The 25,969-nt window shown below is 39.0% G+C and carries 24 protein-coding genes and 1 pseudogene; 9 read left to right on the forward strand and 16 right to left on the reverse strand.

Features of this window, described 5'->3' with window-relative positions; genetic code table 11:
* Nucleotides 1-675 precede the first annotated feature (675 nt).
* On the forward strand, nt 676-1,071 hold the full coding sequence (locus GSM42_RS13685) for an Hsp20/alpha crystallin family protein (protein WP_338055303.1): 396 nt from the start codon (nt 676-678) through the stop codon (nt 1,069-1,071).
* Between the two features lie 85 nt (nt 1,072-1,156).
* Here GSM42_RS13685 and GSM42_RS13690 read toward each other — a convergent pair whose 3' ends face one another.
* Nucleotides 1,157-1,915, reverse strand: coding sequence for an exodeoxyribonuclease III (locus tag GSM42_RS13690; protein WP_160802100.1), 759 nt, complete (start codon nt 1,913-1,915; stop codon nt 1,157-1,159).
* Nucleotides 1,916-2,379: 464 nt separating this feature from the next.
* Between GSM42_RS13690 and GSM42_RS13695 the strand changes: the two genes are divergently transcribed.
* Nucleotides 2,380-2,580: a hypothetical protein gene (locus tag GSM42_RS13695; RefSeq protein WP_160802101.1), complete on the forward strand. Its 201-nt coding sequence runs from the start codon at nt 2,380-2,382 to the stop codon at nt 2,578-2,580.
* Nucleotides 2,581-2,972: 392 nt separating this feature from the next.
* Here GSM42_RS13695 and GSM42_RS13700 read toward each other — a convergent pair whose 3' ends face one another.
* Nucleotides 2,973-3,284: a hypothetical protein gene (locus GSM42_RS13700; RefSeq protein WP_160802102.1), complete on the reverse strand. Its 312-nt coding sequence runs from the start codon at nt 3,282-3,284 to the stop codon at nt 2,973-2,975.
* A 262-nt stretch (nt 3,285-3,546) separates the two neighbouring features.
* On the opposite strand from GSM42_RS13700, the pseudogene GSM42_RS13705 reads away from it, so the two are divergent.
* Together GSM42_RS13705 and GSM42_RS13710 are read left to right on the forward strand one after the other, a co-directional pair.
* Nucleotides 3,547-4,096: pseudogene (locus GSM42_RS13705) on the forward strand (CatB-related O-acetyltransferase).
* 227 nt (nt 4,097-4,323) lie between these two features.
* Nucleotides 4,324-4,698 (forward strand): hypothetical protein, encoded by a 375-nt coding sequence (locus tag GSM42_RS13710; protein WP_160802103.1) that lies wholly within the window; start codon nt 4,324-4,326, stop codon nt 4,696-4,698.
* Nucleotides 4,699-5,304: 606 nt separating this feature from the next.
* Here the strand turns inward: GSM42_RS13710 and GSM42_RS13715 are convergent.
* The 3 genes from GSM42_RS13715 to GSM42_RS13725 form a co-directional block, all read right to left on the reverse strand.
* On the reverse strand, nt 5,305-5,895 hold the full coding sequence (locus GSM42_RS13715; protein WP_160802104.1) for a DUF2269 domain-containing protein: 591 nt from the start codon (nt 5,893-5,895) through the stop codon (nt 5,305-5,307).
* A 174-nt stretch (nt 5,896-6,069) separates the two neighbouring features.
* The gene (ant(6), locus tag GSM42_RS13720; protein ID WP_160802105.1) at nt 6,070-6,933 is read right to left on the reverse strand and encodes an aminoglycoside 6-adenylyltransferase; all 864 of its coding nucleotides are present in this window, start codon (nt 6,931-6,933) and stop codon (nt 6,070-6,072) included.
* 156 nt (nt 6,934-7,089) lie between these two features.
* Nucleotides 7,090-8,028, reverse strand: coding sequence for an aminoglycoside phosphotransferase family protein (locus tag GSM42_RS13725; protein ID WP_160802106.1), 939 nt, complete (start codon nt 8,026-8,028; stop codon nt 7,090-7,092).
* A 476-nt stretch (nt 8,029-8,504) separates the two neighbouring features.
* On the opposite strand from GSM42_RS13725, the gene GSM42_RS13730 reads away from it, so the two are divergent.
* Nucleotides 8,505-8,789, forward strand: coding sequence for an alpha/beta fold hydrolase (locus tag GSM42_RS13730; RefSeq protein WP_160802107.1), 285 nt, complete (start codon nt 8,505-8,507; stop codon nt 8,787-8,789).
* Nucleotides 8,790-9,175: 386 nt separating this feature from the next.
* On the opposite strand, the gene GSM42_RS13735 is transcribed toward GSM42_RS13730, so the two are convergent.
* The 4 genes from GSM42_RS13735 to GSM42_RS13750 form a co-directional block, all read right to left on the reverse strand.
* Nucleotides 9,176-11,302 (reverse strand): 3'-5' exonuclease, encoded by a 2,127-nt coding sequence (locus GSM42_RS13735; RefSeq protein WP_160802108.1) that lies wholly within the window; start codon nt 11,300-11,302, stop codon nt 9,176-9,178.
* 358 nt (nt 11,303-11,660) lie between these two features.
* Entirely contained in the window at nt 11,661-11,828 is a 168-nt protein-coding gene (locus tag GSM42_RS13740; RefSeq protein ID WP_338055304.1) for a DUF3951 domain-containing protein, read from the reverse strand.
* 689 nt (nt 11,829-12,517) lie between these two features.
* On the reverse strand, nt 12,518-12,847 hold the full coding sequence (locus GSM42_RS13745; RefSeq protein WP_160802110.1) for a hypothetical protein: 330 nt from the start codon (nt 12,845-12,847) through the stop codon (nt 12,518-12,520).
* A 198-nt stretch (nt 12,848-13,045) separates the two neighbouring features.
* A complete protein-coding gene (locus GSM42_RS13750; protein WP_237446612.1) occupies nt 13,046-13,870 on the reverse strand; it encodes a transporter substrate-binding domain-containing protein in 825 nt (274 codons plus the stop codon).
* 530 nt (nt 13,871-14,400) lie between these two features.
* Between GSM42_RS13750 and GSM42_RS13755 the strand changes: the two genes are divergently transcribed.
* Nucleotides 14,401-15,225 carry a hypothetical protein gene (locus GSM42_RS13755; protein ID WP_160802112.1) on the forward strand — a complete coding sequence of 275 codons (825 nt, stop codon included), beginning with the start codon at nt 14,401-14,403 and terminating at the stop codon, nt 15,223-15,225.
* 203 nt (nt 15,226-15,428) lie between these two features.
* Here the strand turns inward: GSM42_RS13755 and GSM42_RS13760 are convergent, their stop codons facing one another.
* From GSM42_RS13760 to GSM42_RS13770, 3 genes are all read right to left on the reverse strand, one after another.
* Nucleotides 15,429-15,695: a hypothetical protein gene (locus GSM42_RS13760; protein WP_160802113.1), complete on the reverse strand. Its 267-nt coding sequence runs from the start codon at nt 15,693-15,695 to the stop codon at nt 15,429-15,431.
* 126 nt (nt 15,696-15,821) lie between these two features.
* Nucleotides 15,822-17,906, reverse strand: a complete 2,085-nt coding sequence (locus tag GSM42_RS13765; protein ID WP_237446613.1) for a HelD family protein — start codon at nt 17,904-17,906, stop codon at nt 15,822-15,824.
* 245 nt (nt 17,907-18,151) lie between these two features.
* Nucleotides 18,152-18,625 carry an NUDIX domain-containing protein gene (locus GSM42_RS13770; protein ID WP_160802114.1) on the reverse strand — a complete coding sequence of 158 codons (474 nt, stop codon included), beginning with the start codon at nt 18,623-18,625 and terminating at the stop codon, nt 18,152-18,154.
* 14 nt (nt 18,626-18,639) lie between these two features.
* On the opposite strand from GSM42_RS13770, the gene GSM42_RS13775 reads away from it, so the two are divergent.
* Nucleotides 18,640-18,783: a hypothetical protein gene (locus GSM42_RS13775; RefSeq protein WP_160802115.1), complete on the forward strand. Its 144-nt coding sequence runs from the start codon at nt 18,640-18,642 to the stop codon at nt 18,781-18,783.
* 584 nt (nt 18,784-19,367) lie between these two features.
* Here GSM42_RS13775 and GSM42_RS13780 read toward each other — a convergent pair.
* Nucleotides 19,368-20,645, reverse strand: a complete 1,278-nt coding sequence (locus GSM42_RS13780; RefSeq protein ID WP_160802116.1) for an MFS transporter — start codon at nt 20,643-20,645, stop codon at nt 19,368-19,370.
* Nucleotides 20,646-20,806: 161 nt separating this feature from the next.
* Between GSM42_RS13780 and GSM42_RS13785 the strand changes: the two genes are divergently transcribed.
* A complete protein-coding gene (locus tag GSM42_RS13785; protein WP_160802117.1) occupies nt 20,807-20,980 on the forward strand; it encodes a hypothetical protein in 174 nt (57 codons plus the stop codon).
* 205 nt (nt 20,981-21,185) lie between these two features.
* Here GSM42_RS13785 and GSM42_RS13790 read toward each other — a convergent pair whose 3' ends face one another.
* The gene (locus GSM42_RS13790) at nt 21,186-22,940 is read right to left on the reverse strand and encodes an ABC transporter ATP-binding protein (RefSeq protein WP_160802118.1); all 1,755 of its coding nucleotides are present in this window, start codon (nt 22,938-22,940) and stop codon (nt 21,186-21,188) included.
* Nucleotides 22,941-23,295: 355 nt separating this feature from the next.
* On the opposite strand from GSM42_RS13790, the gene GSM42_RS13795 reads away from it, so the two are divergent.
* Entirely contained in the window at nt 23,296-24,324 is a 1,029-nt protein-coding gene (locus GSM42_RS13795) for a hypothetical protein (protein WP_160802119.1), read from the forward strand.
* A 214-nt stretch (nt 24,325-24,538) separates the two neighbouring features.
* On the opposite strand, the gene GSM42_RS13800 is transcribed toward GSM42_RS13795, so the two are convergent.
* Together GSM42_RS13800 and GSM42_RS13805 are read right to left on the reverse strand one after the other, a co-directional pair.
* Complete coding sequence (locus GSM42_RS13800) at nt 24,539-25,330, reverse strand: carbon-nitrogen family hydrolase (protein WP_160802120.1); 792 nt, start codon at nt 25,328-25,330, stop codon at nt 24,539-24,541.
* Between the two features lie 15 nt (nt 25,331-25,345).
* Nucleotides 25,346-25,894, reverse strand: coding sequence for a hypothetical protein (locus GSM42_RS13805; RefSeq protein WP_160802121.1), 549 nt, complete (start codon nt 25,892-25,894; stop codon nt 25,346-25,348).
* Nucleotides 25,895-25,969 lie beyond the last annotated feature (75 nt).

Raw genomic sequence — 25,969 nt, forward strand, 5'->3', positions numbered from 1 at the left:
TGCTGATGGAGCGATGTGTTCGACGATTCTTTATCTTTGCAGTTTGAGAATCGTTTTGATAACTCTGTGTATTTGGTACTACTAAACCTCTCGAAAATACCCCTTCCATGAAAATAACGACATATCATAAAAGGGGTTTCTCACATTCTATTTTAGATTTCTTAGATTCGCAATTCTGACATCAAACTCATTTAAACTGAAAAGATTTCCCGCTAAGTACTTACTGGCTGTTTACCATTTCGTCTCTCATCAACTAATTCATTTCCTATACGGATGCGTAAATGCTGACGGAAACTTGTTTCAATCCTCTTATGGAAGTGTTTTGCTTTGAAACCGCGTGTGTCAAATCCCTTGGTACACCCTGCTCCAAAACAAGATTTCCGAACACCTCATCATCACTTCCTAATATTTGTAAAAAATCACAAAAATCAATTTCTAAAAACGACCAAATCCATTGGTATTTCTAACGTTTGACGTTTCCCACGACCTTCTGGGGATAATCCGACGCGTAGGGTGTGCGGAAAATAACTGAATTTATCGATTGATAAGACAAGTATACTACAGCCCTCTCCAGGTTTGTACCCACCCTTAATACGCATGAACTTTTCTCGTTGTCAGGAATATCTCTGTATAAAAAGACAAATAGCCACACAGAGATGGCAAGGAGGTTAACCTATGTCATTGCTACCATATGACCCGTTTGAACAACTAAGCAGAGTATTCGATCGTTTCTTTTCTGACTTTCCATCCATTCTTGGAACCCAGCAGCAATTTGGTGTGATGCAAGTGGATGTACAGGAAACAGAGAAAGAAGTTGTAGTCACTTGCAATATTCCGGGACTAACCCGAAAAGAAGATGTAAACATACAAATGGAAAATGATATCTTAACGATCAGGGCTTCCGTCAACAAAATGGTAGATATCAAGGAAGACAATATGCTTCGCCGAGAGAGCTATGCGGGAAGGTTTCATCGCTCTATCCCCTTACCAAGCCCTGTATCCCACGAAGGAGTCAAAACCTCCTATCGGAATGACGTGTTCGAGATCAGGATGACAAAATCAAGGAGATAACAGGAAGCAGATCGATGTCGTTTTTTATTTCAGTAATAGCAAAGCTGATTCTTATGATAGGGAATCAGCTTTTTTCATTAAAGAACTACATATCCATCTCCAACTCGATCGGACAATGATCCGAGCCCATAATCTGATTACGAATTCTCGCTTCTTTGATCTTATTTTTCAGCCGTTTTGATACTACAAAATAATCGAGACGCCATCCAGAATTTTTCGCTCTCGCATTTGCAAAATGGGACCACCAAGTGTAAGCACCTTCTTGATTTGGATAGAGATAACGATATGTATCGATAAATCCTTTATCTAATAGCAAACTAAACTTCTCTCTTTCTTGATCAGAGAAACCTGCACTTTTCCGATTGGTTTTCGGATTTTTGATATCGATTTCTTGGTGGGCAACATTGAGATCACCGCAAAAAATGACAGGTTTGTGTTTATCCAATCGTTTGATATAGTCCAAAAAAACCTCTTCCCACTCCATTCGATAATCTAGACGTGCTAAACCTCGCTTCGAATTGGGTGTGTAGACAGTTAGCAAATAAAAGTCTTCAAACACCATCGTGATAACTCTGCCTTCTCGATCATGTTCTTCGATATCCAGTCCATATGTAACAGCAAGTGGCTCTTCCTTGGTAAAAATAGCAGTTCCAGAGTAGCCTTTTTTCTCTGCGTAGTTCCAATACGTATAATATCCCTTTAAATCAAGATCCATTTGCCCTTCTTGTATCTTTGTCTCTTGTAGACAAAAAATATCCGCATCTACTTCTTGAAAATAGTTTTGAAAATCCCCCTGTTTTGTAGCTGCGCGAAGCCCGTTTACATTCCATGATACGAATTTCATTTATGTTCCCCCATGATTTCAACATCGGACATTTGTTCTGTCTCAAGTACATTATATCTTTGTGAGCGAGAAAACCAAAGCTTCAGCGATGAGATGAAAGAGAAAATCAGGCAATGAAGGGGGTTTTACTCCTCTCATAAGTCTTACATTTTTCGGAAAAATATTTACAAACTCTTGTTCGCATTATAATATTCACCATGAGCAGTCGATAACCAAGCTGCTTAAATGATTCATAAGAACATCTAAACCGTGGGGCTCACGGGGTTAGCTTGATAATGAAGTGGTCATGAGAGACTATCGTCCCAAGAATCCTCCGCATTCATGCATGGGGAGTGGGCAAAAAGGAGAATAAACCCATTTGTATCTTACAAAAACTGTTTGCAATATTTATGTTACAATTATCAATAAAGGAGCTCTTGCATGAAGAGAGCCATTTGTCCCATCACACAGAGAAAGGCTTTCCCATGGCAGAAAAGCAGCAGGGATGTGACTATCTCGGAACTACCCAAGTAAGCACTGCTCCCAACGGTGCTGCACTTGGTACAAACAACAGCACATGTGGAGATACTCCCGTTTGTGATGGTTGTGGCAAGTGTAAGTTTCATCATCACAGGGTCGGTCTGAGTCCTTGGAATATCCATACTTTCGGAACTTCCTCGGATTGATGCGCTTACACTCTGTCCCTGTCACATCTACGATGTGGCAGGGGCATCCATTTTCATATTTCATCACATTAAAAACAAAATATTCCCCACAAAACAAAAAACACGCTATGCTTTCTCTCCGATTAATAAATGGAAGCATGGCGTTTTCTGTGAATAAATTCATCAAAGAGGAAATTCATTTGTTTTCACAGGAATGCAAAAACACCTCTGATAGATTGAAAGTAGTTAGAGACGAACAACTAAAAGCAGGGAAAAAATCTGGTAAACTTATGTGCTTGGTAAAGTCATTCTTAGCAATCACTTTAACATGATTGTTTTCATTTATATGTAAATAGTGGTCCCTCCTACTCGGAAAGCAGGAGGGATTGGCACTAGCGGGGAAAGAGAATTACCTACCGCCACCGACCGCCAGTTACTGCATTGAGCATGTCCAGATACAGATCGTCCCGCTTAGTGTGGTCGATCTCCTCCGTGATCTTGGTCACCTTATCCAGAGAAGCTGTACGAATACGCTCGTAGTCGGTCCTCGCCTTGCTCTCTGCTTTTTGCATTTTGCGGAGATTGTTCCCGCTGGCCTTCGTATTGCCCTCGAGTTCGTCCGTGACCTTCAGCTGTTCCAGCTTGGCCTGACCGGTGCTGATGGCGGCTTCAGCCAACGTGCGCACTGCGCCCGAGTCAAGGCCACTTGTTTGCTTTGCGAACATTCGCAGGAGCTCGTCGACAGTCGCAGGGGTCTTAAGCATAGTCTTCTCTTTTCTCGCTAGACGGATAACCAATAAGTGTTGGCTATCATCTATTTTATCAGATGAATATAAAAATAAAATATAAAATGATATCCATTACTGATAAAACACATTCTCCCATGGAAATTACTTATTCCAAAAATATATTTGAAAAAGAATCACCACATCTTGTTTGACTGATATGCTAGAGGAAATCTGTCTGAATGTTAACTAGGAGGTACAAATGTTCCTAAAAGATATTCCCGAGCTGTCTGCATATGAAATTGGGGATTGGTCTTATTGCTCGGAAGGTTGTAAAGTCCTTAAGGAACAACACTAAAGGTAGGTAAGTTTTGTTCGTTTGCAGACCATGTGAGCATTTTTTAGAAGGAGAACATCGAACAGATTGGGTTACGACTTATCCATTTAACGTCCTTGTTCCAGAAGGTGCGGAGTTTCATAGTCATCCAAAAACCAGAGGAGATGTAGTCATTGGTCATGATGTCTGGATCGGCAGCGGAGCAGTGATCATGTCAGGAGTCAAAATCGGAAGCGGAGCGGTTATTTGGGCTAGAAGTGTGGTAACAAAAGATGTTCCATCATATGGAATAGCCGCAGGTAATCCAGCAAAATTTACCCGTCATCGCTTCTCATTGGAAGAAATCGAAGCACTTCAACGAATTTCTTGGTGGGATTGGGATATATCTAGGATTAAAGAGGCATTTCCCTTGCTTCTTCCAAATAATGTAAGGGAATTCCTCCATTTATTTGACCCTCTACAACAATGGAAGTAGTAAATGCGGGATGATCGCCCATCATTTCGATGGAGTCGGTCGTTCCATTTTTATGTAACCATTCCCTTTTATAAACATCACTCCAAAAGTCATATTTTCTTGTCATAAAAGCATCCAAATGTAGAAGTCTAGTTGTTTAAAAATACATAGTATTCCTATATAATATTGAATAGTTAGTATTTTAAAACATATTAACTTTAATCCTTCATAAGGTAGGCGATTACGATATGATGAAAAAGATTGCTCTTTTTGCTGTATTCGCTTTCGCCCTTGTATCAGGGCTCACACTCCAAGCAGACGATTCATACGCAAAAACGTATAAATCTGGTTGGGCTAAATTTAAAAACTATTTCATTACCGATACATTCTATCTTCCAGCAGGTACCTACACTTACAAAAACAGCAGCTCTCCTACTAAAGCACAATACAAAGTATGTATCTATAAAGGATCAACAGTTACAAACTGTAGAACCTTAAAAGGTGGCAATAGCTCCGTGGATTATAGCTTTAAAACAGGTGGAAATTACAAAATTAAATTTCAAGCTGTTAACTTAGGAGGAGCTTCGCAAATTTATGTCTCTAAATATGGGGTTGGTAATTAAAACAAATAGCTTCACCCATTTTGATATTTAAGAATATCGAATGTGGTTTATTGTGAAACTATCTATTGTCACTCGCTCCTAGTGGGTGATCTTTTTTTATTTTTCCAACTACAGTGGGCAGCAAAACGAAGGCTATCTCTTCTTTTGAACAAAAATGGATAACCGGCTGATTACTTCAGACATCAGTCGGTCTACATGCTCCCTAACACTCCTTACAGGGACAGGGCGCTTTTGCAGATCAATGAAATGTTTCATCGTCTTATCCAGAAGAACCATCTGTGCACGCACATCCTTTGCCCTTCGACCCAAACGGAACTAATGTTCGTGCTGCTCCAGCTCCTTTAGGATCTCTTGAAGCTCTACCTTAGCTTCACCTCTTGCGTTGGGCATATACTGCTTCACGATAAAATCGTACCATCACGCAATGAACGCTTCATCTGAGCACAATAACGATCTATCTTCTGCTGATCCGCCCAGTCCTTGTCGATTTCTTTAAAAATCTTCTTCTCAGACATAAATGCCTCTCTTGAGTGAAAATAGAGGGAACTTAACTTCTTTATCCTAATTTAGGTATGTTCTTTTCTCAAGTAAGAATATAATATTGTTCTAAGTCACAAATCTTTTTCCCCAAGGTTTTAAATAAGAAATGGCTGTCAAGAAAACTAGTATTCCTAAAATAATGAAAATGCCCAATAATATATTTCTCTGATTTGCTAGAAAATCAATATTTTTCGCTGGATCGATTCCTTTGTGGAAAAGCGCTTGAAAAGATACATGAATCCAATAACCAATAAACGTACTGCCAAAAAGAATGGTTGTAAGATTTCCTATCCATTTAACTATTATCCAGTAATAGGTAATTAATCCCCACGTACCTATGGCTAACCAAACTCCTGTTATCAAACTCCCTAGTGCGCCAGGAACGATCAAATAGAAATCAAATATATACATGAAAAAGTGAGCTGCATTTATGAGTGCACGATCAGTAGTATTCATCGCAAAAATACTCAAACACACAATTGCTAAAACACCTGTGAAATATATCATCACAAACAGTACATGAAAAATAACCCACCATCTTTTTTGTTTTGCATTCAGTTTGATCACCTTCTTTTTTCCAAGAATCAAAATTGGCACAGTCAAGAGGATAATGAGTAATAATGTCCACAAAAGGCCCATGAATAATTCAGTTATCATTTCTATCACTCCTAATGATTTTTCCATAAAATTATCTTACAACGAATACCCTGACACCTATTGTCAGTTAGATGAGGAGGATAGAAAAAATTACTTAAAAACAGGAGCATCATATATTTCTACGTTAATTCATGCACTTTTAGAAATGGTAATTATAGCGAAAAAGAAAACCGCCTAATCATCGGCGGTCAGTGATTGATAAATATTTTCTGTGTACTTTGTGATCGCTTCATCATAATCTGGATACACATACCCCAGACTTTCGGCCACAGAGTTGGAGTATTGTCTAAATAACGCATAGCAAATAAGAAGAGACTGCCACACATTTTGGTAGCTACTTATGGAATAAGTAGAAAGCAATGTTTCCCATATTTCTTTTGGGAGATAGCGATCAATGAATTTATAGTTCTTTCCCACACTAAAGGAATATCCATGCTCTAATCCAATTTGCCAAGACATCATTCGTAACAAATTCGGTCGAGTAATCTCGTTTAAATGATCTATTGCAAACAGGATTTCTTTTCTCGCTAATCCTTTTACAACATAAGTGGAAACCATCCAAAATTCATTACAGCAATCATCAAATTCTCTTGCAGTAGGCTTTTTTATCCAATATTGACGGTCGTTTGCGATCACTTCTGTCTGCATAAGAGCATCTTTATCAAGCAAAACTTCCACTAAACCATCACTATTTGTAAAGTATTCATCTACTTCTTTCATCGGAATTAGGGTCAAATCTAATTTATTGCCATCTTCAAATAAAATGATGTACGAAAACCAATTTCCTAATTCCGGTGGGAAAAGCTCCATATCTTCCGGTTTTTGCATCATCGCACGCCGTCCAAAAACATTCAGCCAGTGATCATTCTCTTTGAAAGAATCCATATCTGTTACAAAATAAGAGATATCATAATCTTGGAACATGTCTTTGGGGATATTTTTGTTTGTACGTGATCCTTCCAGCGTTACCAATCGAATGCGGTTGTCGTTCCTCGCAAAATCAACCAGCATCTTCATCATTTCTTGTTCATTTCTCATGGTATTGTTTCATTTTCCTTTGTTTTAATATTGAATGGCTGTTAATCGAAGTAAACGATATGGAGTCGTGGGAAATTCTTTATAAGGAGTGTAAAAGTTAAATACTCCGATCCCATCCATTGCGGGTTCCATCTTCATTCTAGCATGAAATTGTTCTCATAAGTTGCTGAGTTCTTTTGATAAGTTATCTAAGGTTTCAGCTCGATCATGATTATTTTGTTGATCGAAGAGAAGTTGTTCGGAGAACTCCCATACATCTTCCAGTTTTCGTTTGATTTGATAAAACAAAAGTGCATCCGGGTTAATTTTAAAATAGCGATGTGTTTTCTGATAGATACTTAAAAATTTATCGTAGTATGGCTTCTTTACAAAAAATATCATATCAGCTTCAGCTGGTGCTAATATTAGCCCTTCCCAATCAATTAACATCAGTTGTTTTTGGGATTGCATCAGATTCCAATTGTGAATGTCTGTATGGCATAGAACCATTTTTAAATTCCTCTTTTTCAAGGATATCGATAAGCGCTCGAGCTCATCCATCCAATTTGTGATTTGTTCCATGTAGGGATCTATTACTTCCCTTATATCATCTGGCATCGTATGATTCTCATCAATAAATAGATATCTTAGCTTTTGTAAGTATGGAATAGTGAAATCCTCTTTGATACCATTTGTTATTTGGGGTATTTCTCCCCCATATGAATGAAGTTCTGTAATGATATGGGACAGTTGCTCGATCTGTTCTTCAGTTAAGTCTCTATCACCAATGGTTTCTCCAACAATATATTCATAAACGATATATATTCCCTTTTCGTCTTCACACTTGTAGTTTCCATTGATAGTCCATATAGGTACAACAATTTTATCTTTCAAACAACTGTTTTGTAGAAGCCAAAACAAAATTGGCATGTATTCATCGATAAGAGCTGTCCATTTCTCGGTAGACGCTCTGTCTTTCTCATAGACCTTTAAGAAATAAACATGCTCATCGGTAAAAACTTTATATGCAAGTGATGCCCATCCACCCTTTTGAGGTACAACATTTATAACATCTAAATTATAATTTTCTTTCAAAATAGTATTAATATTATCCATACAAACACCTCGAATATCATGCAAAGCCTCTTTCTTGAAAGATGCTTATCTATATCAAGTTTCTTTTATCATCAGTTGTCTAGACAGCAAAATACTGCCCAGTTGAAGTATACCAAAAGATGCACTTCTTGGAAGGCTACCTCATGAGGGTAGCAGTCGTGAGCCTTTTGTTCTTGCGATCCATGATAGAAACAGGTGCTCCCACCTGGAGATCTTTGCGATAAACGTTAACATAGCAAGGATCATTTACATTGGAAGAGTAGAGAGCGTACATCAACCATTCTGGGGTGTAACTCACGTCCTGCGTTGCACGTTTTAGTCCTAAAACTATTATAGGATAAAAACGGTCTCCTTGGCTCATAAACCGCAACCAAAAGGGTACATATGTTTGCATATACAGAGTTTGTGATGTAGAATAAGAAAAAGATCGTTATGATAGCTCGAGAGATGGTATTTCAGACAAAGGAGGTTTTCCATTGATTGAAGCAAACATATACAAGACTACAAAACAGTGGAAAAGAGCCGTTCGTGAATCAGGCAAGGAGCATGTAGTAGTTTTAGATGACAGCCCTATCCGATATCGCGTTATTGGGAAAGGGCCTTCCATTCTTGTAATTCATGGTATGTTTCATACTGCATACGATTTTCATAGACTTTGCAACAATCTTGCTAAGTTTTTTACGGTCTATGCGATAAAACAACATGATCGAGGGAATAAAGCTGTACAAGGATGGATTACCCTCTGCAAAAAGACAGGATGATTTATTGTTGCGTGTAAAAAAACAACCCATGCACCTTATCTTTTATAAAAAATATACAAATCTATAAAAAACAAAAGCCTTGCTTGATCGAGCAAGGCTTTTGTTTTCGTTTATATGAAATATGGATACTGATATATTTTAGGAATCGCATTCGACGACTAATATTCTTCATAACATTAAAAATGAAATAATAATCTATGTTTTTTCTCATCTCATGAAGCTTTCAGAGACCACCCGCACGTGTTATTTTCTTTCTTTTAATTGAACACTCCCACCACCTAGCTGACGCTCAGGGTGGGGGATTCTTAGGAACTCCCATCTACGGACAGAATGTTGCTTATAGCGAGAGTAATCTGTTAACGAAAGGCATTGTTTTATTGCGGAACCTATAGCTTATCATTTCTTTCATTATAGAGTAGATCATCATAGCCCAAGTGGTGGCTCTTTGGAAATAAAAATGGACTTGCCTCCCCATGATAACTAATGTATAGCTTTTCCCTTGCTCTTGTAGCAGCTACATAAAACAGGGATCTTTCTTGTTTTAAAATGATTTGCTTTTCTTCTTCTGTTTCTTGTTTTTTGACTACAAATTGCAACGGCATATAACCTTTAGACATGCCTACAAGAAAAACAACTCGGAATTCCAGTCCTTTGCTCCGATGCATGGTTCCATAATGCACGCCTGTTTGTTTGATATGGGATTTCGTAGTTAGGGAATTAACAGGTATATCTGCTTCTTCTAACTGAGATACAAATTTATTGAGTGTTTTGGAAACCCTTCCAAAAATGGCAATTTCATGGGCTTGATAACCCTGTTTGATCAGATTTTTGATCTCTTGAACGAGATATCCAGCTTCTTCATCCTTTGAAGATAGTTTTTTAATCAAAGGTTTGCTTCCTGTTAATAAGGAGATATCATCAGTAGGATTTGATTGACCATCTAAATCATCAAATTCTATTCCTTTTAGTACTTGTATTGCTTGTTTTCTGATCTGCTCCGTTGTTCGATAATTAATCCTCAACCGTTTCGATCGTCCACCTCTAATATCGATACCACAACGAGACATAACAACTCGATGTCCATATATTCCCTGCTGTGGATCACCAACGAAAAATAAATCGTTTCGATTTATTGGAACCAATGCGCGAATGAGTTTTAAAGCTTCTTGTGAGAAGTCTTGTACCTCATCTACAATGGCAACTCGAAAATTTATTTTTCCTGGGTTTTCTTCCAGCCAAATCCTTGCATGTCTAATCAAATCAGCATATCGAAACCACTTACGTTCTGCCATCCAATTCCTATACTTTTCGACGACATCCCAAACTGCCCTTCTGCCTACTTTGCCCAGTCGATGTTTCATTCCGGTACGAACGACATCTAAATACTCGTCTAAATTTCTTATGCCCTCTGGGTCAATAACGTATTTATATTCTTTTTTTGCAAGCTGAATCGTATCTTCATCAAATTGATAAGCGGATTTGATTTGTTCCCAAATCCCGTTATCTTGTTCATCTGTCACCAATTTTTGTATCGATAATCCTATTCTTTGCTCACATATCTCTCTAGCTAGTAAATCAATATGTTTAATTTCGATCTGATTCCGTACCTTTCCCTGAACCAGATGATCCATTTGCTCTGCCAAAATATTTGCAAGGTTTGCGGTATAGGTTGTGACTAAAATTTTTTCATCGGTTTGGATATGGTACTTTGCTAGGTTACATCCGCGATGAAGTGCGACAACAGTTTTTCCTGTACCAGCACCACCCAAAACTCTGACTGAACCTGCAAAATCTTTATGAACTAATTCCAATTGGCTGGGATGGAGGTAAAATCTCCACTTTTCAAACGAGGCAGACAAAACTTCTTGCAGATGTTGATCAGAGGTTATAACGGCTACTTGCTCGGGAGTGTTGATAAAGGACTCCATATAAGATGCACCGGGCTTCCTACAATCCGTGATCGTTTCTAGTACATCATCATATTGATCCCCTTGGGCTAAAAACTGAAGTGCTAGCATTGCATCTTCTGGGACATGTTCTCCTAGCTCTAGAAGTTCCTCTTCATTTTTTAACGACTGTACAGGAGATATAACATCTGCTGGGACTCCTAATGCTAGCAATTGCTCAGAAGTATAATGAGAGAATAATCCTTGGCTGACTTCATTGAAATCTCTATCTGTACTATCAATATACATCTGGAAAGTACCTGTGTACTTGTTAACTTCAAAACGTCGTCGCTCTGCCCAACGATATGCATCATCATGCTTGTCCACATAAGCGAGCATAAATACATCTTCAGTCTTTGGCTTCAATATGATAGCTCGGTAGTCGTTGTTCACTCGTGCTGAGTATATATGAGAATCTGTCGTTCGCTTCAGCCGTTCAAAGTTTAATCCATTGGCTTCTGGATTATCTTTGAGCTTAAACACCAAATCCCATGTGCTTTTTTGGATTTTCTGTGGGAGTTGGGTAAAAGAATCGGTAAAAGTACGATGTAACGAAACGTTCGGCATATAAATCCCTCCTATATTCTATTGTGGGTGAAATCTTTTTGAATGAATAAATGAATATCTATCTTTTCTCATAAAGATAAATTTTCTTTTGTCTATTCTGACATCTATTTCGTTAATAGGTGATACCTAATCTATTGTTATATCCCCTATATTCGCTCTCTCCTAACATTGAATATTATTGGATATCCTCACCGGTTTTCCCTCTTATTTTCGAATAAATACCTTTCATTTCTATACTGATTTCAAGTGAAAAAAGGTGTGTTTCCTACTAAGTCTCTTTCATTTAAAAACTTGAATCCATGCAATAAAAAACCACTCTCATAGAGTGGAAGTATTCAAGTGACTATTTATAATCTTTCTATTTATCATCTCCTTTGGCTTGATTTTCTTTCTTTTCTTCTTTTTCTTCATGAAATTCACTTGAAGTTTGTCCCATAATGTAATCAAATGGAGTGTAGACTGTTTCCATTGGTTTTTGTTGTATATAAAATTTATACAATACGGTACCTATTAACAATGTAATCACAAGCTAAAGGTAGTACCATTATTACCGTCATCCACATAAATATTTTTATCCTGAGTGACAGAGTTTTGATTTCATCCACAGGATAATTTTTAGGTAAAACCACATTTCGTCACAACCACTGCACAAAAGTCCTCAGCTAAAAAGGGAACTGGTTATGTTTCTAAGGATACCCCCTTAAAATAAAATACGATGATAAGATAGAAGCTTCTATTTTGATTCTTGTATAAATAATATAATACTGAAAAACTCACAAAAGGAAGTGTTTTTGATGAGTTTATATACAAACAGGATACACGGAGTTAATTAAAGTTTTGCTGTCTGTTTTGGATAATTTTGATTACTACAAAGAACATGTTACAAAACTTACGACACAGGTAAAACATCAAAAAATATAGCAGATGAGTTGGATACGGATATAGGATTCAATTACAAAACTTTTATTGTGCAAGATGTTCTAAAAGCAACTGCATTTGATGAAGCTCTTTCATTAGCTAGAAATAACAAAGATTAGTGAAAGAATCGCTAGCACAAATGATCCTAACCGCTTGTATGTCTTTTATTCATTCTTAAACGATATTTCGCCATCTATATTTGAAGTTCAGTCTTTCGTGCTTTCAAGTTCTCGAATCAACCTCATACCTAAATTCGGTTGTAGTTACATCTCCAAAATCCAGCATTCCTGTGAATCACTATCGATTTTGTTCACTTTTTATTTGTCGGGAAACATCTGGAGGCAGCAGGAGTAAACGGTATTCGTAAATAAAAACAGGGATGGGTCTGACGTTTGTCATAAAAATACGAACGTTTTTCTTGTTGTTGTTTTTTTTGGATATACGTACTTTCATCCTTACTTGGGGTGTCAATGCTGCTTTTTCTCTTCGTTTGGACTCTTGAATTTGCTTTAAAGCGATTTTAGCTGTCCATAATGTTGCTACAGCACCGATCATCTGCCCAAAAGCTGCCCACATATTCCAATCGTACCAATTGACAATACTCAACCAATCTCCAAGCAAGTACACGGAATCACCTTCTGAAAGTCGGTATCATATCCATGAAATATGTAAATTATAGTCATGTTTAAAATGGAAATATGCATATGAAGAAATTCTATCTTGTTCATATAAAACACCTTCGTCACATCGTTCTTAGCGATGTGACGAAGGTGCTTTTATTATGGGTTTCATTTTCAAGTGAAAATCACTTCCGCTTCCACTCTATTACCCGGAAATCCATTTCTTCTCTAATTCCTTAAATTTTCCTTGCAATTTCATTTCATCCATCCATAAATCGATCCAATTTTGGAAGTCTAGATCCCCTTGGGGCATCAGATATCCTTTTTCATGGAGGTCAAAGGGATTTTCTGTTAGGATCGCTGACAACCTCTCATCTTGGGTTGCATAGTAGCGAGCTTCTGTAGAATCTGTGATCATCACATCGACTTTACCCTCTGCTACCATTTTTGGAATCTCAAGATTATTTTGGACAAGGATGACTTGCGCATTTTTTATATTTTCTCGAACAAATTTTTCATTTGTACCACCAGGGTTTACGCCAATTTTGACATTAGGTTTATCGATATCTGCTAAACTTTTGAATTTTTCTTTATCTTCCTTGCGGATTAGTGGGGATTTCCCATCCTGAATATAGGCTTGGGAGAGATGAGCTGTTTTTTCACGTACTAACGTTCTCGTGATTCCACCCATAGAAATATCAAACTTATTGTTTTGCAAATCTTGCATCAAGGTGGGCCACGTTGTTTTGACAAACTCTACTTTTACTCCAAGATCTTTGGCTAACTGCTTTGCGGCGTCAATATCATAGCCTTCGTATTGTTTTGTAGTAGGATTCCAATACGTAAATGGTTTATAGTCTCCTGTCGTCCCAACACGAATTTTTCCCTTGGCTATAATATTTTCTAAACGAGATTTGTCCGGATTTTTGTACGATCCGGCATCTCCCTCTTGGACAAATGAAATACCTAGAAGCACACCTGACAATAAGAGAACAAAACTAGTTAAGATGATGAGCAATCGTTTCTGCAAGTTATTCCTCTCCCTTTTTATTGGAATCGCGGTAGACAAATCACAATAATTATACATATTTTAAATATAATCATTTGATAAATCAATCGAAATTCTATAATTTTACATCCCAAAAGAAGGAATTTTCCTATCTTATCAACTTCATAGTAAAAAAGGAAAAGGAAATATAGTAACTGAATAAAAATTATATAAAACTATCCAAATAAACTATTTCCTAAAATATCAAAACGAATCAAGTTTTGAACTACGTTGTTCACTTTTTTCTCCAGCAAACCCCACTCTTCCTATGAGCTTATAGACCCATCCCTTACCGTAACGAATTGTTTATGAGAAGTTACTTTCCACTGGCAGGAAAGTCTTTTACTATTCTTTTCTCCAGATCATTAATATCCAAACTACATAAAAATGAAGCAGCTCTAACAATAGACCTTCTCAGAACTACACGATGTCATTTATTAGATTCTTCCCTGCTGGCTCACTAATTGATGTAAAATCAAAACAACAACAATTAGCATGAAAGGATATCATACATGGCTTTACTCACATTTCTTTGGGATGCTTTCCTCATAAGCGCGGTTGAATTGGTTTATTTGGTAGGTGTATTAATTGCTATTGGTTTACTGTTAGGTTTTTTAGAAAAACAATCACAAATCTATCTCACCCGTACCTTTGGAAGACGTGGAATCTTAGTGACTGCTTGGATCGGCACTCCTATTCACGAGATTGGACACTTGATTCAATGTATTATTTGGAGGCATAAAGTAAAATCTATCAAACTCCTGCAAACAAAAGATCCCAATGGAGTATTGGGATATGTCGAACATCAGTATAATCCAACCAGTTTGTATCAACAGATTGGCAACTTTTTCATTGGAATTGGTCCGATTATTAGTGGCATTGGTTCGATTATTTTAGCAATGTATCTTCTCGTTCCTCAATCCTTTGCAACCCTCCAAAATCAAATTCATCAGAGTGCCGCTGGTGAAAAATTAGATTTTCATATGCTCCAAACACTAGGAGAAGCAGTACTTGTAATGGGCAAAAGCCTGTTTACCATAGAAAATCTATTAGAACCTACTTTTTGGATTTTTGTCATCTTGGCTATTTGTATTTCTTCTCACATTGCATTGAGCAAAGCAGATATCAATAATTCATCGCAAGGTCTATTGACCATATTTCTCTTTCTTATTGTATTTAATTTAGCAGCAGGTCTCACTGATTTAAACACATACGAAGTGATTGCTCAATTTGCAGAGTATAATGCGTATTTGCTCGCTTTCTCGAGTATAGCCGTATTGTTTTCGCTACTTACACTTGTGATCAGTTACCTTATTTATAAGGTAAAACGATTTTAGTTTACTTACGAAAGCCCGAATAAAATAGACAGGGCTTTTTTTATTTATGTGAATTGTTCATCGCATTTGGTATTGGATTTGTATAGGTGAGAAATATTATTCTTCAAATTTAGGCTATATAAATGCCGCGGCTCCAAGGATATAACATCTATCTTGGAGCCGCATGATGCCTAGAGATCAGGAGCTCTAGCTAGGTAGCCTGATCATCGATGGGTGATAGAGAAGACGAACATCAAGGCCAGTACGTTGAGACCTGCGGTCTGTACGCTGAGAGTTTCAAGCTGTGCGCGGAGAGCTGCGTTTTTTGCGCTGAGAGCTGCGATCTGTGCCTGGCGATCCGCAGTATGATCTGTCTGCATGCGAAGCACGTCAATTTCTCGGAGATTCTTCCGGTTCCGAATGACCACAGTGAGCAGACCGACAATGTTCGAGATGTACATGATCCCGATGATGGCGAGCATAGCGAGCATCTAACTGACTCCTAGGTCATCCATTTGAGTTGATTTGAATTCATTATACAGGTAAAAGTGCGACAAGAGAACCGTTCCATGGTGACACAAAAAAGACCTCTCTCCTATAAGAGAAAGACCTCTCTGCTAACCTCTATAAATATCTGCTTCATACAACTCAGGTAAAACCTGCTTTATCAACGGGGATGGTGATTTATCATGAGTAATATACAGCTGGTGGAGCGCACGGGTACAACCTACATATAGAAGCTTGGCATGCAGTGAGTCATCGAGATATTGTTCTGCATCTACATCTAGTAAAATAACAGAATCAAACTCCATCCCCTTGGTCAAGTAAATTGGTACAATCGAAATTCCTCCCAAATACTCTTTCTGATCCACCGAAATGCGATTGGATTGAATCCCTGCATCTCTCAAAGATTCAAAGATCACTGAGCAAGATGCTTCATCTCTTGTAACTATTGCAATCGTAGATATATTATCAGTTTCTATTTGTTGAAGTGTTTCTTTGATCCAATCTAACTGCTTGTCACTCTTTACTTGCATCAATCTCACTGGTTTTCCACTTCGAAAAACAGGCTTAGCTGGTTTTACGTCTCCCGAGTATGAACCCAATACGCTATTGGCAAAATGAATAATTTCCATGGTGGAACGGTAACTTCGTTCTAGTTGGTGGAAACCCAGCTTTTCTTCCTCAAATAAGATTGAGAAATCATCCCACCGTTCAATTCCTTGAAAAGTGTATATGTTTTGTAATATATCTCCGAGAATAGTAAAAGAACTACTGGGACAGTGATTTTTCAGAACTGCTACTTGAAAGGGGGAAAAATCTTGTGCTTCATCGATCACCACATGATCATATTTTTGATCACCTTCCATTCCATACCAACGATCATGAATATAAACTAACGGAGCCAAATCTTCGTACGACACTTCTCTCTGCTTTCCTTTTAACCGCTGTTCTTCTGAAAGAAGATCGGTGTTTTGTGTAAACAAACGATACCAGTCTAGTACAGAATGATTGGGCCACGATTTTTTATAGGCAGTAAATTGTTTGTTTGCTTGTTTTTTTAATGCCCCCCTCGGATCACGTGCACGAATATCTTTGTGTTCTGTCTCCATCCAACGCTTGATCCTAGCCATAATTCTTTCTTTTCTTTTCATTAAGGGATAATGTCTATATTCTTGATAAAACCAGCTGGCGATCTCCTTACTGGACAGATGCTTATTTTCCCATGCGGTAAATCCTTGATCTGGCAAAAAGGTGTTCTCATACTCTAGCAATGCCTTGTCCAAAGCTTGCAAAAAGGTATAACTTCCTTTTGGATTTGTGATTTGATGGTTTGCATGAGGGGAAAACCAATCTACCAACTGTTGTTTTCGATCTTTTAACTGAATGTTTTCCTTTAATAGCGATAACGCCCAATCTTCAAAAATCGTTTGTTGAATATCTCCAACACCCAGCTCAGGCAATACTTCTGATATGTAATCCAAAAACATTCGGTTTGGAGCGAAAATGATGATTTTCTCTGGTTTTATCTTGTTCTGATACTGATATAACAAATAGGCTAATCGGTGAAGAGCTACGGTAGTTTTTCCACTTCCAGGTACCCCTTGAATGATGAGTAAACGATTGTAATCCGCACGGATAATTACATCTTGTTCTTGTTGGATGGTAGAAACAATATCTCGCAACCTACTATCTTTACTATCACTCAGACGATAGAGAAGAAACTCGTCCGTTACTCCCATGTTCTCATCGCCACGAACATAACTATCTACAACACGTTGTAACACTTGATTACGAATGGCGATGTTGCGTTTCAAATGAATTTTCCCTGTAATCTCTCCATCTGGTGATTGATAGGAGATCAGATCATCTGAGCCCGTAAACGAATAAAACATGCTCGATACAGGAGCACGCCAATCGATCACAATCAGATCATTCGTATTCTCATCTTGGACACCAGCTTTTCCTATGTAGAGAGGGGTAATGGGTTTGTCTTTTTCTTCAAAATCCAAACGTCCAAAATACGGTTCATTTTGAGCTAATTGAATGTTTTTTAGTTGAACTTGCCTCTGATCGTCCAATATTTGCTCCACCATATCGTTCCCATAATAACGAGGGATTTTGAGAAGTGCCGCTTGGATTCTCTCCATCTTTGCTAACGTATTTTTTAATTTTTCCTTTTCATAAACCATCGGTTCCATACCCAAGCTTCCTCCTTTTTAAAAAAATGACAACCATGCGATTACACTGATTTGCGGTAATTTCATGGTTGCTAACACTTTCGATTAGTTTGGGTTTTTATCACGAGCACAAGGAAATACACTATATCACGATGGACTATTACTGTCCATTGTTATTCTTTTTAAAAAGTAAAGAGTTAGAATATAAATAGTCGCGGCTAGGAATGGTTTTCCTAGCCGCTTGGATCAAAAGGCTACCCTTCTGATTACGATACAGTCAGCTTACGCATGGCATTAATCACCATTGTGTACAGCTTATCGTTGTCAGTGGGTCGATTCGCGTGCTGAGCTGCTGTCTGAGGACTCAGTAGGTCTTGCTCGAGCCGATCGATGGGATACCATCGAACATCAGCAACATGACCACGTTCCAAGCGAAGCTTGGTCAAGTCAATCTCGCGGCACATCACATAGTTATAATCAAATACACGATGCTGCCAACCTTCCACAATCGGCATGTCAGTGATCGTGATGCTTTCTGCCATACTAAGCCCGATAGGGCTAAAGTCGACTAGACTCAGCTGAAGACCAAGTTCCTCTTCTGCTTCCCTGACAACTGTCTTAGCAGGAGTATCACCTGCTGATACATGACCAGCGACAGCGATATCCCAAACACCAGGCAGGATCACCTTGCGAGGGTCTCGGTACTGCTGAAGCACGTTCCACGCCCATCTGTAATCCACAGGTGGGCACCACGATGCCACAGACCGTTCCTATGCACCTCGGACTTCGGCTTCTCACCCAGCACATTGTTGTTCTCGTCACAGACGACAAGCATTTCAAACGTAAACTAGGCAATGGCACATGGAATGATATCGTTTCTTCTGTTCGTGTAAAATAATATAAACACAGGCCACTCTGTCAGGAACATAAAGTAGCCTGTTGCTTTGTATCCTTCATTTAGATTCCTGTTAAGAACAAATTTGGACGTAACCTATTTGTTTTTCTGTTTAGCTTACGGATCAACTAACGGATCAACTATAGGTTGCATCTCAACATCATTGCCGATACTAATAACCAAACAGCAACCAGTTATCAGTTAATAAGAGTCTTTTGATTTTTTTGTGCTCGTATTTAACCGATGTGTACAATTGTCTACAACTCCGACGTCCATATTTAAAAACTGTCCACTATGTAAGTCATATTCTAATTTGATTTTGACTCCAGCCGTGGGCCGCATTCTTCTGTACTTGGATAATGCCCCTAATAGAGTGAAGATTCTTAATATTAAGATCAAGTTTATTTTTTTTATGTGTGCTCCAGATCCTTTTTGGGTTCTGGAGCACGCAGAGATCGCCAACTCAAATCTTACCGAGATATACCAGAGCTCTGAACAGGTGCCGTCTGCCCAGCCACGACTAAAACAGCATCACTGCGTGCCTGGAATGAATCGAATGATCTCTTGCAGACGGACAGGAATGAGGGTCATCGCTTCTTTCTCTGTATGAATTGATAAAAGGCGATGGCAAATACGTGTTGTGGGATAACAATCCACCATACGCTGTTTTCATCCCATTTTTTGGCAAGACGCTCCGAACCCAAATGTCCGATAGGAGCCTGGAGTTTGGTTGGCAGCAAATTGAGCACGGACTGCTTCCCCTTTTCCTCTTCTGATGCTTTGTTGTACAAGCCCTGTACGGTTCCCACGATGTAGGCTGTCACGGACCAACCCAGCAACATTGAAACCGTGATCATAACGGGCATCACCTCTGACAGACACCAAAGGGCTAGCAGACTTACCAGCTGAATTCCATGCACCAGCTGGATGAGTTTGTTGTCGCTCCACCTCCTTGTTGCCCTGATCACCATCCACCCTGAGACCGCAGAAGTAATGGATTGGAGGGAGAGAAGAATCGCTCCTTCCATTCCAGGAACTACCAATGGCAAGTATCTCCCGTATAGCGCTGCAGTCAGTGGGATAGAAGACAGGAAGGTGTATCGGATAATATCTTCCCAAGGGAGGACTCGGAGTGTTCGCAGGTTAAGCTTCACTCGAAGTGCCCGTACCTCATGGAATTTATTCTTCCTCGTCTGTTTCTGTTCCCCAAGGGGTACGTAAACATCTCGCAGCCAGACGGTGACGATGAGAAGTGTTAGCAACCCGAAAAAGAGAGGGATGCCTGCCCACCAAAGCAGGGAAGGAAGGTCGAGCAGCCACGCTGCAAGAAGCGTGAGACCGGAAATGAATGTAAACTCCACCACCAGCGAAAAGCTGACTGCTTCTCGTCGATGTCTTTCCGGAATGGACTGGTTGCTTTGAACGCTGACAGCGACGTGAATTCCTCCCGCCAACGTCTCTTGCAGGACACGTACAACGATCAAACTCCACAGCTGATCAACATTCGAGTACAGAACGGGTGTTGCCAACCACAGAGGGAGAAAAACCTTCATAGCTTTTCTGGGGTTCCGCCGTTTGGTCCAGTTTCCTGTGATAGGAAAAGTGATTAGAGCCAGAAATGAGGTGACGAAGAAGAAGAACGACACCTCAACTTCATTTCCCAGACCTCGCCTGACCAACAGCCAGACAAGAGAAATGTTCAGAAACCCATTGGCACCTAGGAAGGCAACGGTCACTGCCATCGCTCCCACACTGTCTCGGTTTTTCCAAGCAAAATGGTGGTTAATTCTACGAACGAAGATCCACCAATAGCTAAGGGACACAAGCAGGACCGCCACTAACAGACGAGCGACTCGGTAGTTCATGATGTTCCTCTCGGAGAAGTTACCCTGTATATCTTGATTCGGTATATTCAGTCGCGATCTGGCCCAAGCCACTTTTGCATCAGGCCAATCTGTTCTTTTGTTAGTAAGTATATCATACTATTAAGAAAACAAACGACCTCTAACCAGATGTGCTTTGAGATATGGTGAGAAAATGCACTTGTGTTGATTTACAGTATGACTTGGTAACTAGAGGAGCTCTATTGGCTTGCCGATCTGAATCTTGTACAGAACCCTTTATCGGCGGAGTTTCCGTTTTTTATTCAGATGATCAATTCAATCTCTTGACCAAAGGCAACGCCTACCAAGAAGAATAACCTTTTGGGCTGTTTTTTTCACAGAAGGTAAATCGAGATTTCCAAGCCCCTTTAAAACACCCACACTTATAGCTTTCCTATCCCATACCATTTCTGGACACTTTTCAAAGAACAAACTTGCATTCATTTACAAGGCAATAGTGACTAATATTCATCCGGTTTAAAGGAAGAAGACCCATCCTATTAAAGAACCTACTTCAAATAACTACCCAACTAATGTAGATACTTGAAATTGTTGTTTGGCTAAATCATAATAATAGCCTTGCTTTGCCATCAATTCTTCATGCGAACCTGACTCTTCGATACGGCCTTTGTTCACCACTAAGATTCGATCTGCATTTCGAATAGTAGCAAGTCGATGTGCGACGACAATGATTGTTTTATCTTTGTATACTTCTTCCAAACATTCTTGAAGTAAATATTCCGTTTTGGCATCCAATGCAGATGTTGGTTCGTCCAACAGCAGGATAGACGGTTTACGCAATAAAGTTCTTGCAATGGCAAGGCGCTGTTTCTCTCCGCCAGACAAGCGAACACCTCGGTCACCGATCAGAGTATCCCAACCTTCTGGCAAATTTTCAATCAATGACATCAATTGTGCTTGTTCGGCTGCTTGTATCATCTCTTCTTCTGTTGAGGAGGGATTCACATAGCGAAGGTTATCACGTATGGTACGATTCCAAAGGAAAATATCTTGTGGAACCAGACCTACATGCTTCCGGTAATCTTGTAATTGATAGGAAGCCAGTGGCTGACCATCAAGCAATATCTGTCCTGTTCTTGGTTGACCAAACCTCAATAGTAGATCGATAATAGTAGATTTCCCACCACCTGTAGCACCTACTATCCCTATAAATTCTCCTGGTTGAATCGTAAAAGAAACATCTTGTAAAATATTCCGTTCATCTGAGTAACCAAATGAAACTTGCTGAAATTCGATTTGCCCATTTGGTTTTTCCAATGAAATGGCATCCGCCTCATCAATGTTTTCATCAGGAAACTCCATCATCTCTTCATAACGTTCGATCTCCGGTTTGAGTTGATCCCGATCCATATAGAGCACAAATAAGGAATTGATCGCACCATAAAATCGTGGTACATAAACCGTAAATGCTAGCAACTGACCAATTGTCATCTGTTGATGAAAAATGAAATAGATACCTGCGGCATAAACAAGACTAGTACTGAGTGAATCTTGCAATTCCCAAAAGAGGCGTCCTTGAAAGCTGCGTTGTTTTTGTAATTGATTTTGCAGCTTACGATATTTTCGATTTAACTCTTGGCCATGTTCGATCTCGTATTGTTCTTGTTGGAAGGTCTGAACTGTTTTCAAACCAGGAACTACTTCCGTAATAAACACATCATACTCTTTTTGCGCTACACTGATGTCTTTATAAGTCGTTCGCCAAAAACGAATGCGGCGATAGTAGAAGTAAACCATCAATGGTGCAAAAAACAGAACAATAGTCGATAGTTTCCAGTTCATCGTTACCATAACAACACCGACAAACAAGAACGAAATCACATTGTTAAATCCATTGAGCAGTTTTGTAACAAATTGTGATATATCATCACAAGTTCGAACTAGTCTGCCAGTGATATCACCTTGTTGATATTTGCTTAAGGTAATAGGAGAGAGTTTGAGCAACTTCTCTAACAGTTGAAAACGAAGCTTTACTGTGATTTGCGTTTGCACATTGCTCTTATAAACATTTTCCAAGGCTGAGATCAGCATATTCAATATAGGAATAACTGCAATTCCTGCTACACAGAGGACTAAAAGATTGACATCTCGCTTGGGCAGCGCTTTATCTACTAGAAAGGACATTAACCAAGGTGTAACCACTCCAAGTCCTGTCGTAATCAGCATCACGATCATACTGAGTATCATCATCCGCTTATGTTCTCCAAGAAACTTCATTAGATTTAAGCGGTATTTTTTCCCTTCCAATCTTTCCATTCATACACCTCATCCCAATAAAATGCTCCTCTTTGATCATACTCCATTTTGTATTACCATTCTTATTTTTTTCATTTACAAGACGATGACAGTATACATAACTATAAATAAAATCCGAATTTACTATAGAGCTCCAATTAAGAGAATGGACATGCCCACCATGTTGCGTTCATCATCACGTCAAGAATATCTTGCAAGAGATTAATCGCCGTAGGAATAGCTTGGTCCACTTCCCTGGGGTATCGATAGGTACGAAAGACTACCAAGAATCCCCTATATCTCTAAGTGTTATTGTAAATGGAGGAAGAGTTTACTATTATCATAGTAAAGTACATAGAATTTAGGTGACACCATCATGGGACATCGTGCCAATTTAATACTTTTAACCGAATCAAGTTATGAACTTTACTATAGCCACTGGTCTCTTTCCTTGCCCATCGATATGTTTTGGGGTCCAGAGTATGCGATCAGCTACATCAAAAATTTCGAAAGAAGAGAGAACGACTGCTGGTTAGATGACGTTTGGGCTGAAGGAGGGGCATTGGTGGACCCTTATCAAAAAGTAATGATCCTATTCGGCGGGGATTCTTTAGACCAAGATGTTTTACTTTTTAATGCTTACCTCGAACTCATTCGAGAAGTTTGGGAAAGCTGGGAAGTTCGCTGGGCTTATGAAGGTATCTTAGAACTTGCCGATTATGTGGGGTATCCAAGATCTCTGCTTGAATCCCAAGGCAACCCACCTATATCTGATTACAAGAAATTTTCCTTAAAAGCACCCATGAATAAAGAATGGGTTGATTCGATTGGTAGCGTTAGAACAGAAGATAAGGCTTTGCATTTTTATCCTCTTGAACAATCTGCCAATCTTTATTTGTGCCGAGGCGAAGAACTCTTACAAGAAGTAGAGACAGAAATAGGCCTAGATCATTGTGTCTATGCCGAGTGGACCTCCAATTTTCCTGATAGCGGTTTCCATATTGATATTCCAAATAAAACGATACATTACTGGTCATACTTTGGGTGCGATGGAATATATAAAAAAATTAAACTCCAGTGGCCTAATTGGAACGTAATTTGGTATAAAGATAACTTCCAACCCCATCTTCTTTTAACAGAAGGGAAACTAAAACTGCCTGAAATCGATCAATTTGAACTATGGAAACAACTAGCAAAGTCTTTTTTAATGCTTGGCTCATCTTATGATCCTGTCAAACAAATGAAAGAGGTGTTGGACAACATATCTACGGAAGCAGAAAGTATTTATATCCACCCATCAGCCCTTCACCATCACACAACAGAACTCTCCACGGAACAAAAACAAGCCATTTTTGATTATGCTTGTCGGCAAGTGTTGAGGAAACAACAAAAAGCTAGCACATAAATAAGGATCTCTAGATGAGCAAATCCACTAACATTTTGTTCCAGATCCGCTGATCCACCCCATTCTATCTTTATTAGAAGATGATTAGAGAATAAATAATCCTATTTCTTATTCCACTTCATGCTGAACCCTAAAGAAGGGACAGTCTCCTTTTGGTGACTCTCCCTTCTTTCAATATTCTTCTAATCAATACCGCTTACTGCGATAAGAAAATTTAACTTTTGCCTACCCGGTAAAGATGTGGGACTCGATCATGAAATACGGGTATATCACGACGTATTTTTGGTACTTGTTCCAAATCGATTTCCCCATACAAGATTTGTTTGACATTACTTGCTTCTGCCACTACATCTCCCCATGGATCAAAGATAATCGATCTCCCATTAAATGTGTCATTTTCGTTCTTTCCAACCACATTTGTACCCACCACATACATCTGGTTTTCAATCGCTCGAGCACGAAGCAATGCTAGCCAATGTGCTTCTCGTTGAATCGGCCACTGAGCAGGGACAAATAATATGGATGCTCCTTCTACTGCATAAGTGCGGATCAACTCTGGAAAACGGAGGTCATAACAGATGATCACACTAGCTAGCGCATCTCCAATGGAAAATGTCTGATAGTTTTGGCCGGCAGATAAATATTTATCTTCTTGCATCAGACCGATGAGATGCAGCTTGGAATACTGATTGATCAACTTTCCTTGGGGATCGAAAGTCAGCGAAGTGTTGTATACTTTTTCTTGATCTTGCATCGTAAAAGACCCACCAACCAAATAAATCCCGTGTGTCCTTGCTTGTTTTGCTAAAAAATTAGCTGAACTGCCATCGATAGATTCCATATGCTTGGAAAGATGACCGAAATCATATCCAGATTTCCACATTTCTGGTAACACAACTAATTCTGCCCCAACATTTGCAGCTTCTGTGATCATTTCCTCCGCTTGTTGTTGGTTATGCTCCGTGTCTCCTTGAATAACATTCATTTGAATAAGTGCTATTTTCATAAAGCATGACTCCTTTTACACCTCTGGTCGAACCCAGCGCAGATAAGGATTACTTGGAGAGTGGATCTTCCATTTCTCCTCCATCTCAAATCGATCTATTTTTCGTCCGGAAATTCTCGTATTCAACCGATTCAGGTGAAATGCTTCTTGTAGGTTATTTTTTTCAGTCTCCAGTGCAACAGCAAACAGCGATTCCGTTTTTTTAGGAAATGTCTTTCTCCACCAACCTTGCATTAAAGAACGATACTGATTGGTATAGGTTACTTCAATCTCAGATGTACGCTCTTCCCCTTCTATACGATACTCAACGATTTGTTCTCCACCTGGGAAAAACACTTCTAATTGAAAATGATGAGGTTCTTGCAACTTTAAAAACTGCCCCTTAATCGGAACAAACTTATGATCATTGATCTCTTCATATGCGATGAACCTGCCCCCTTCTTCCAGTTCATCATATTGGAATGACTGAAGATCTAAACCTGCAAGCAAGAAGTTCCCATGTAACAACCATTCAAAAGCAAAATCAACTGGCACATCTATCTGATAAGTTCTGGTTTGTTTCATTTTTGCGACTCCTTCTGTCATCTATTTGCTTATCCATAGCCTCTCATATGTGCACGTTCTATTCAAGACTTTGCC

Source organism: Shimazuella alba (assembly GCF_009831235.1).
Taxonomy (GTDB): Bacteria; Bacillota; Bacilli; order Thermoactinomycetales; family Thermoactinomycetaceae; genus Shimazuella; species Shimazuella alba.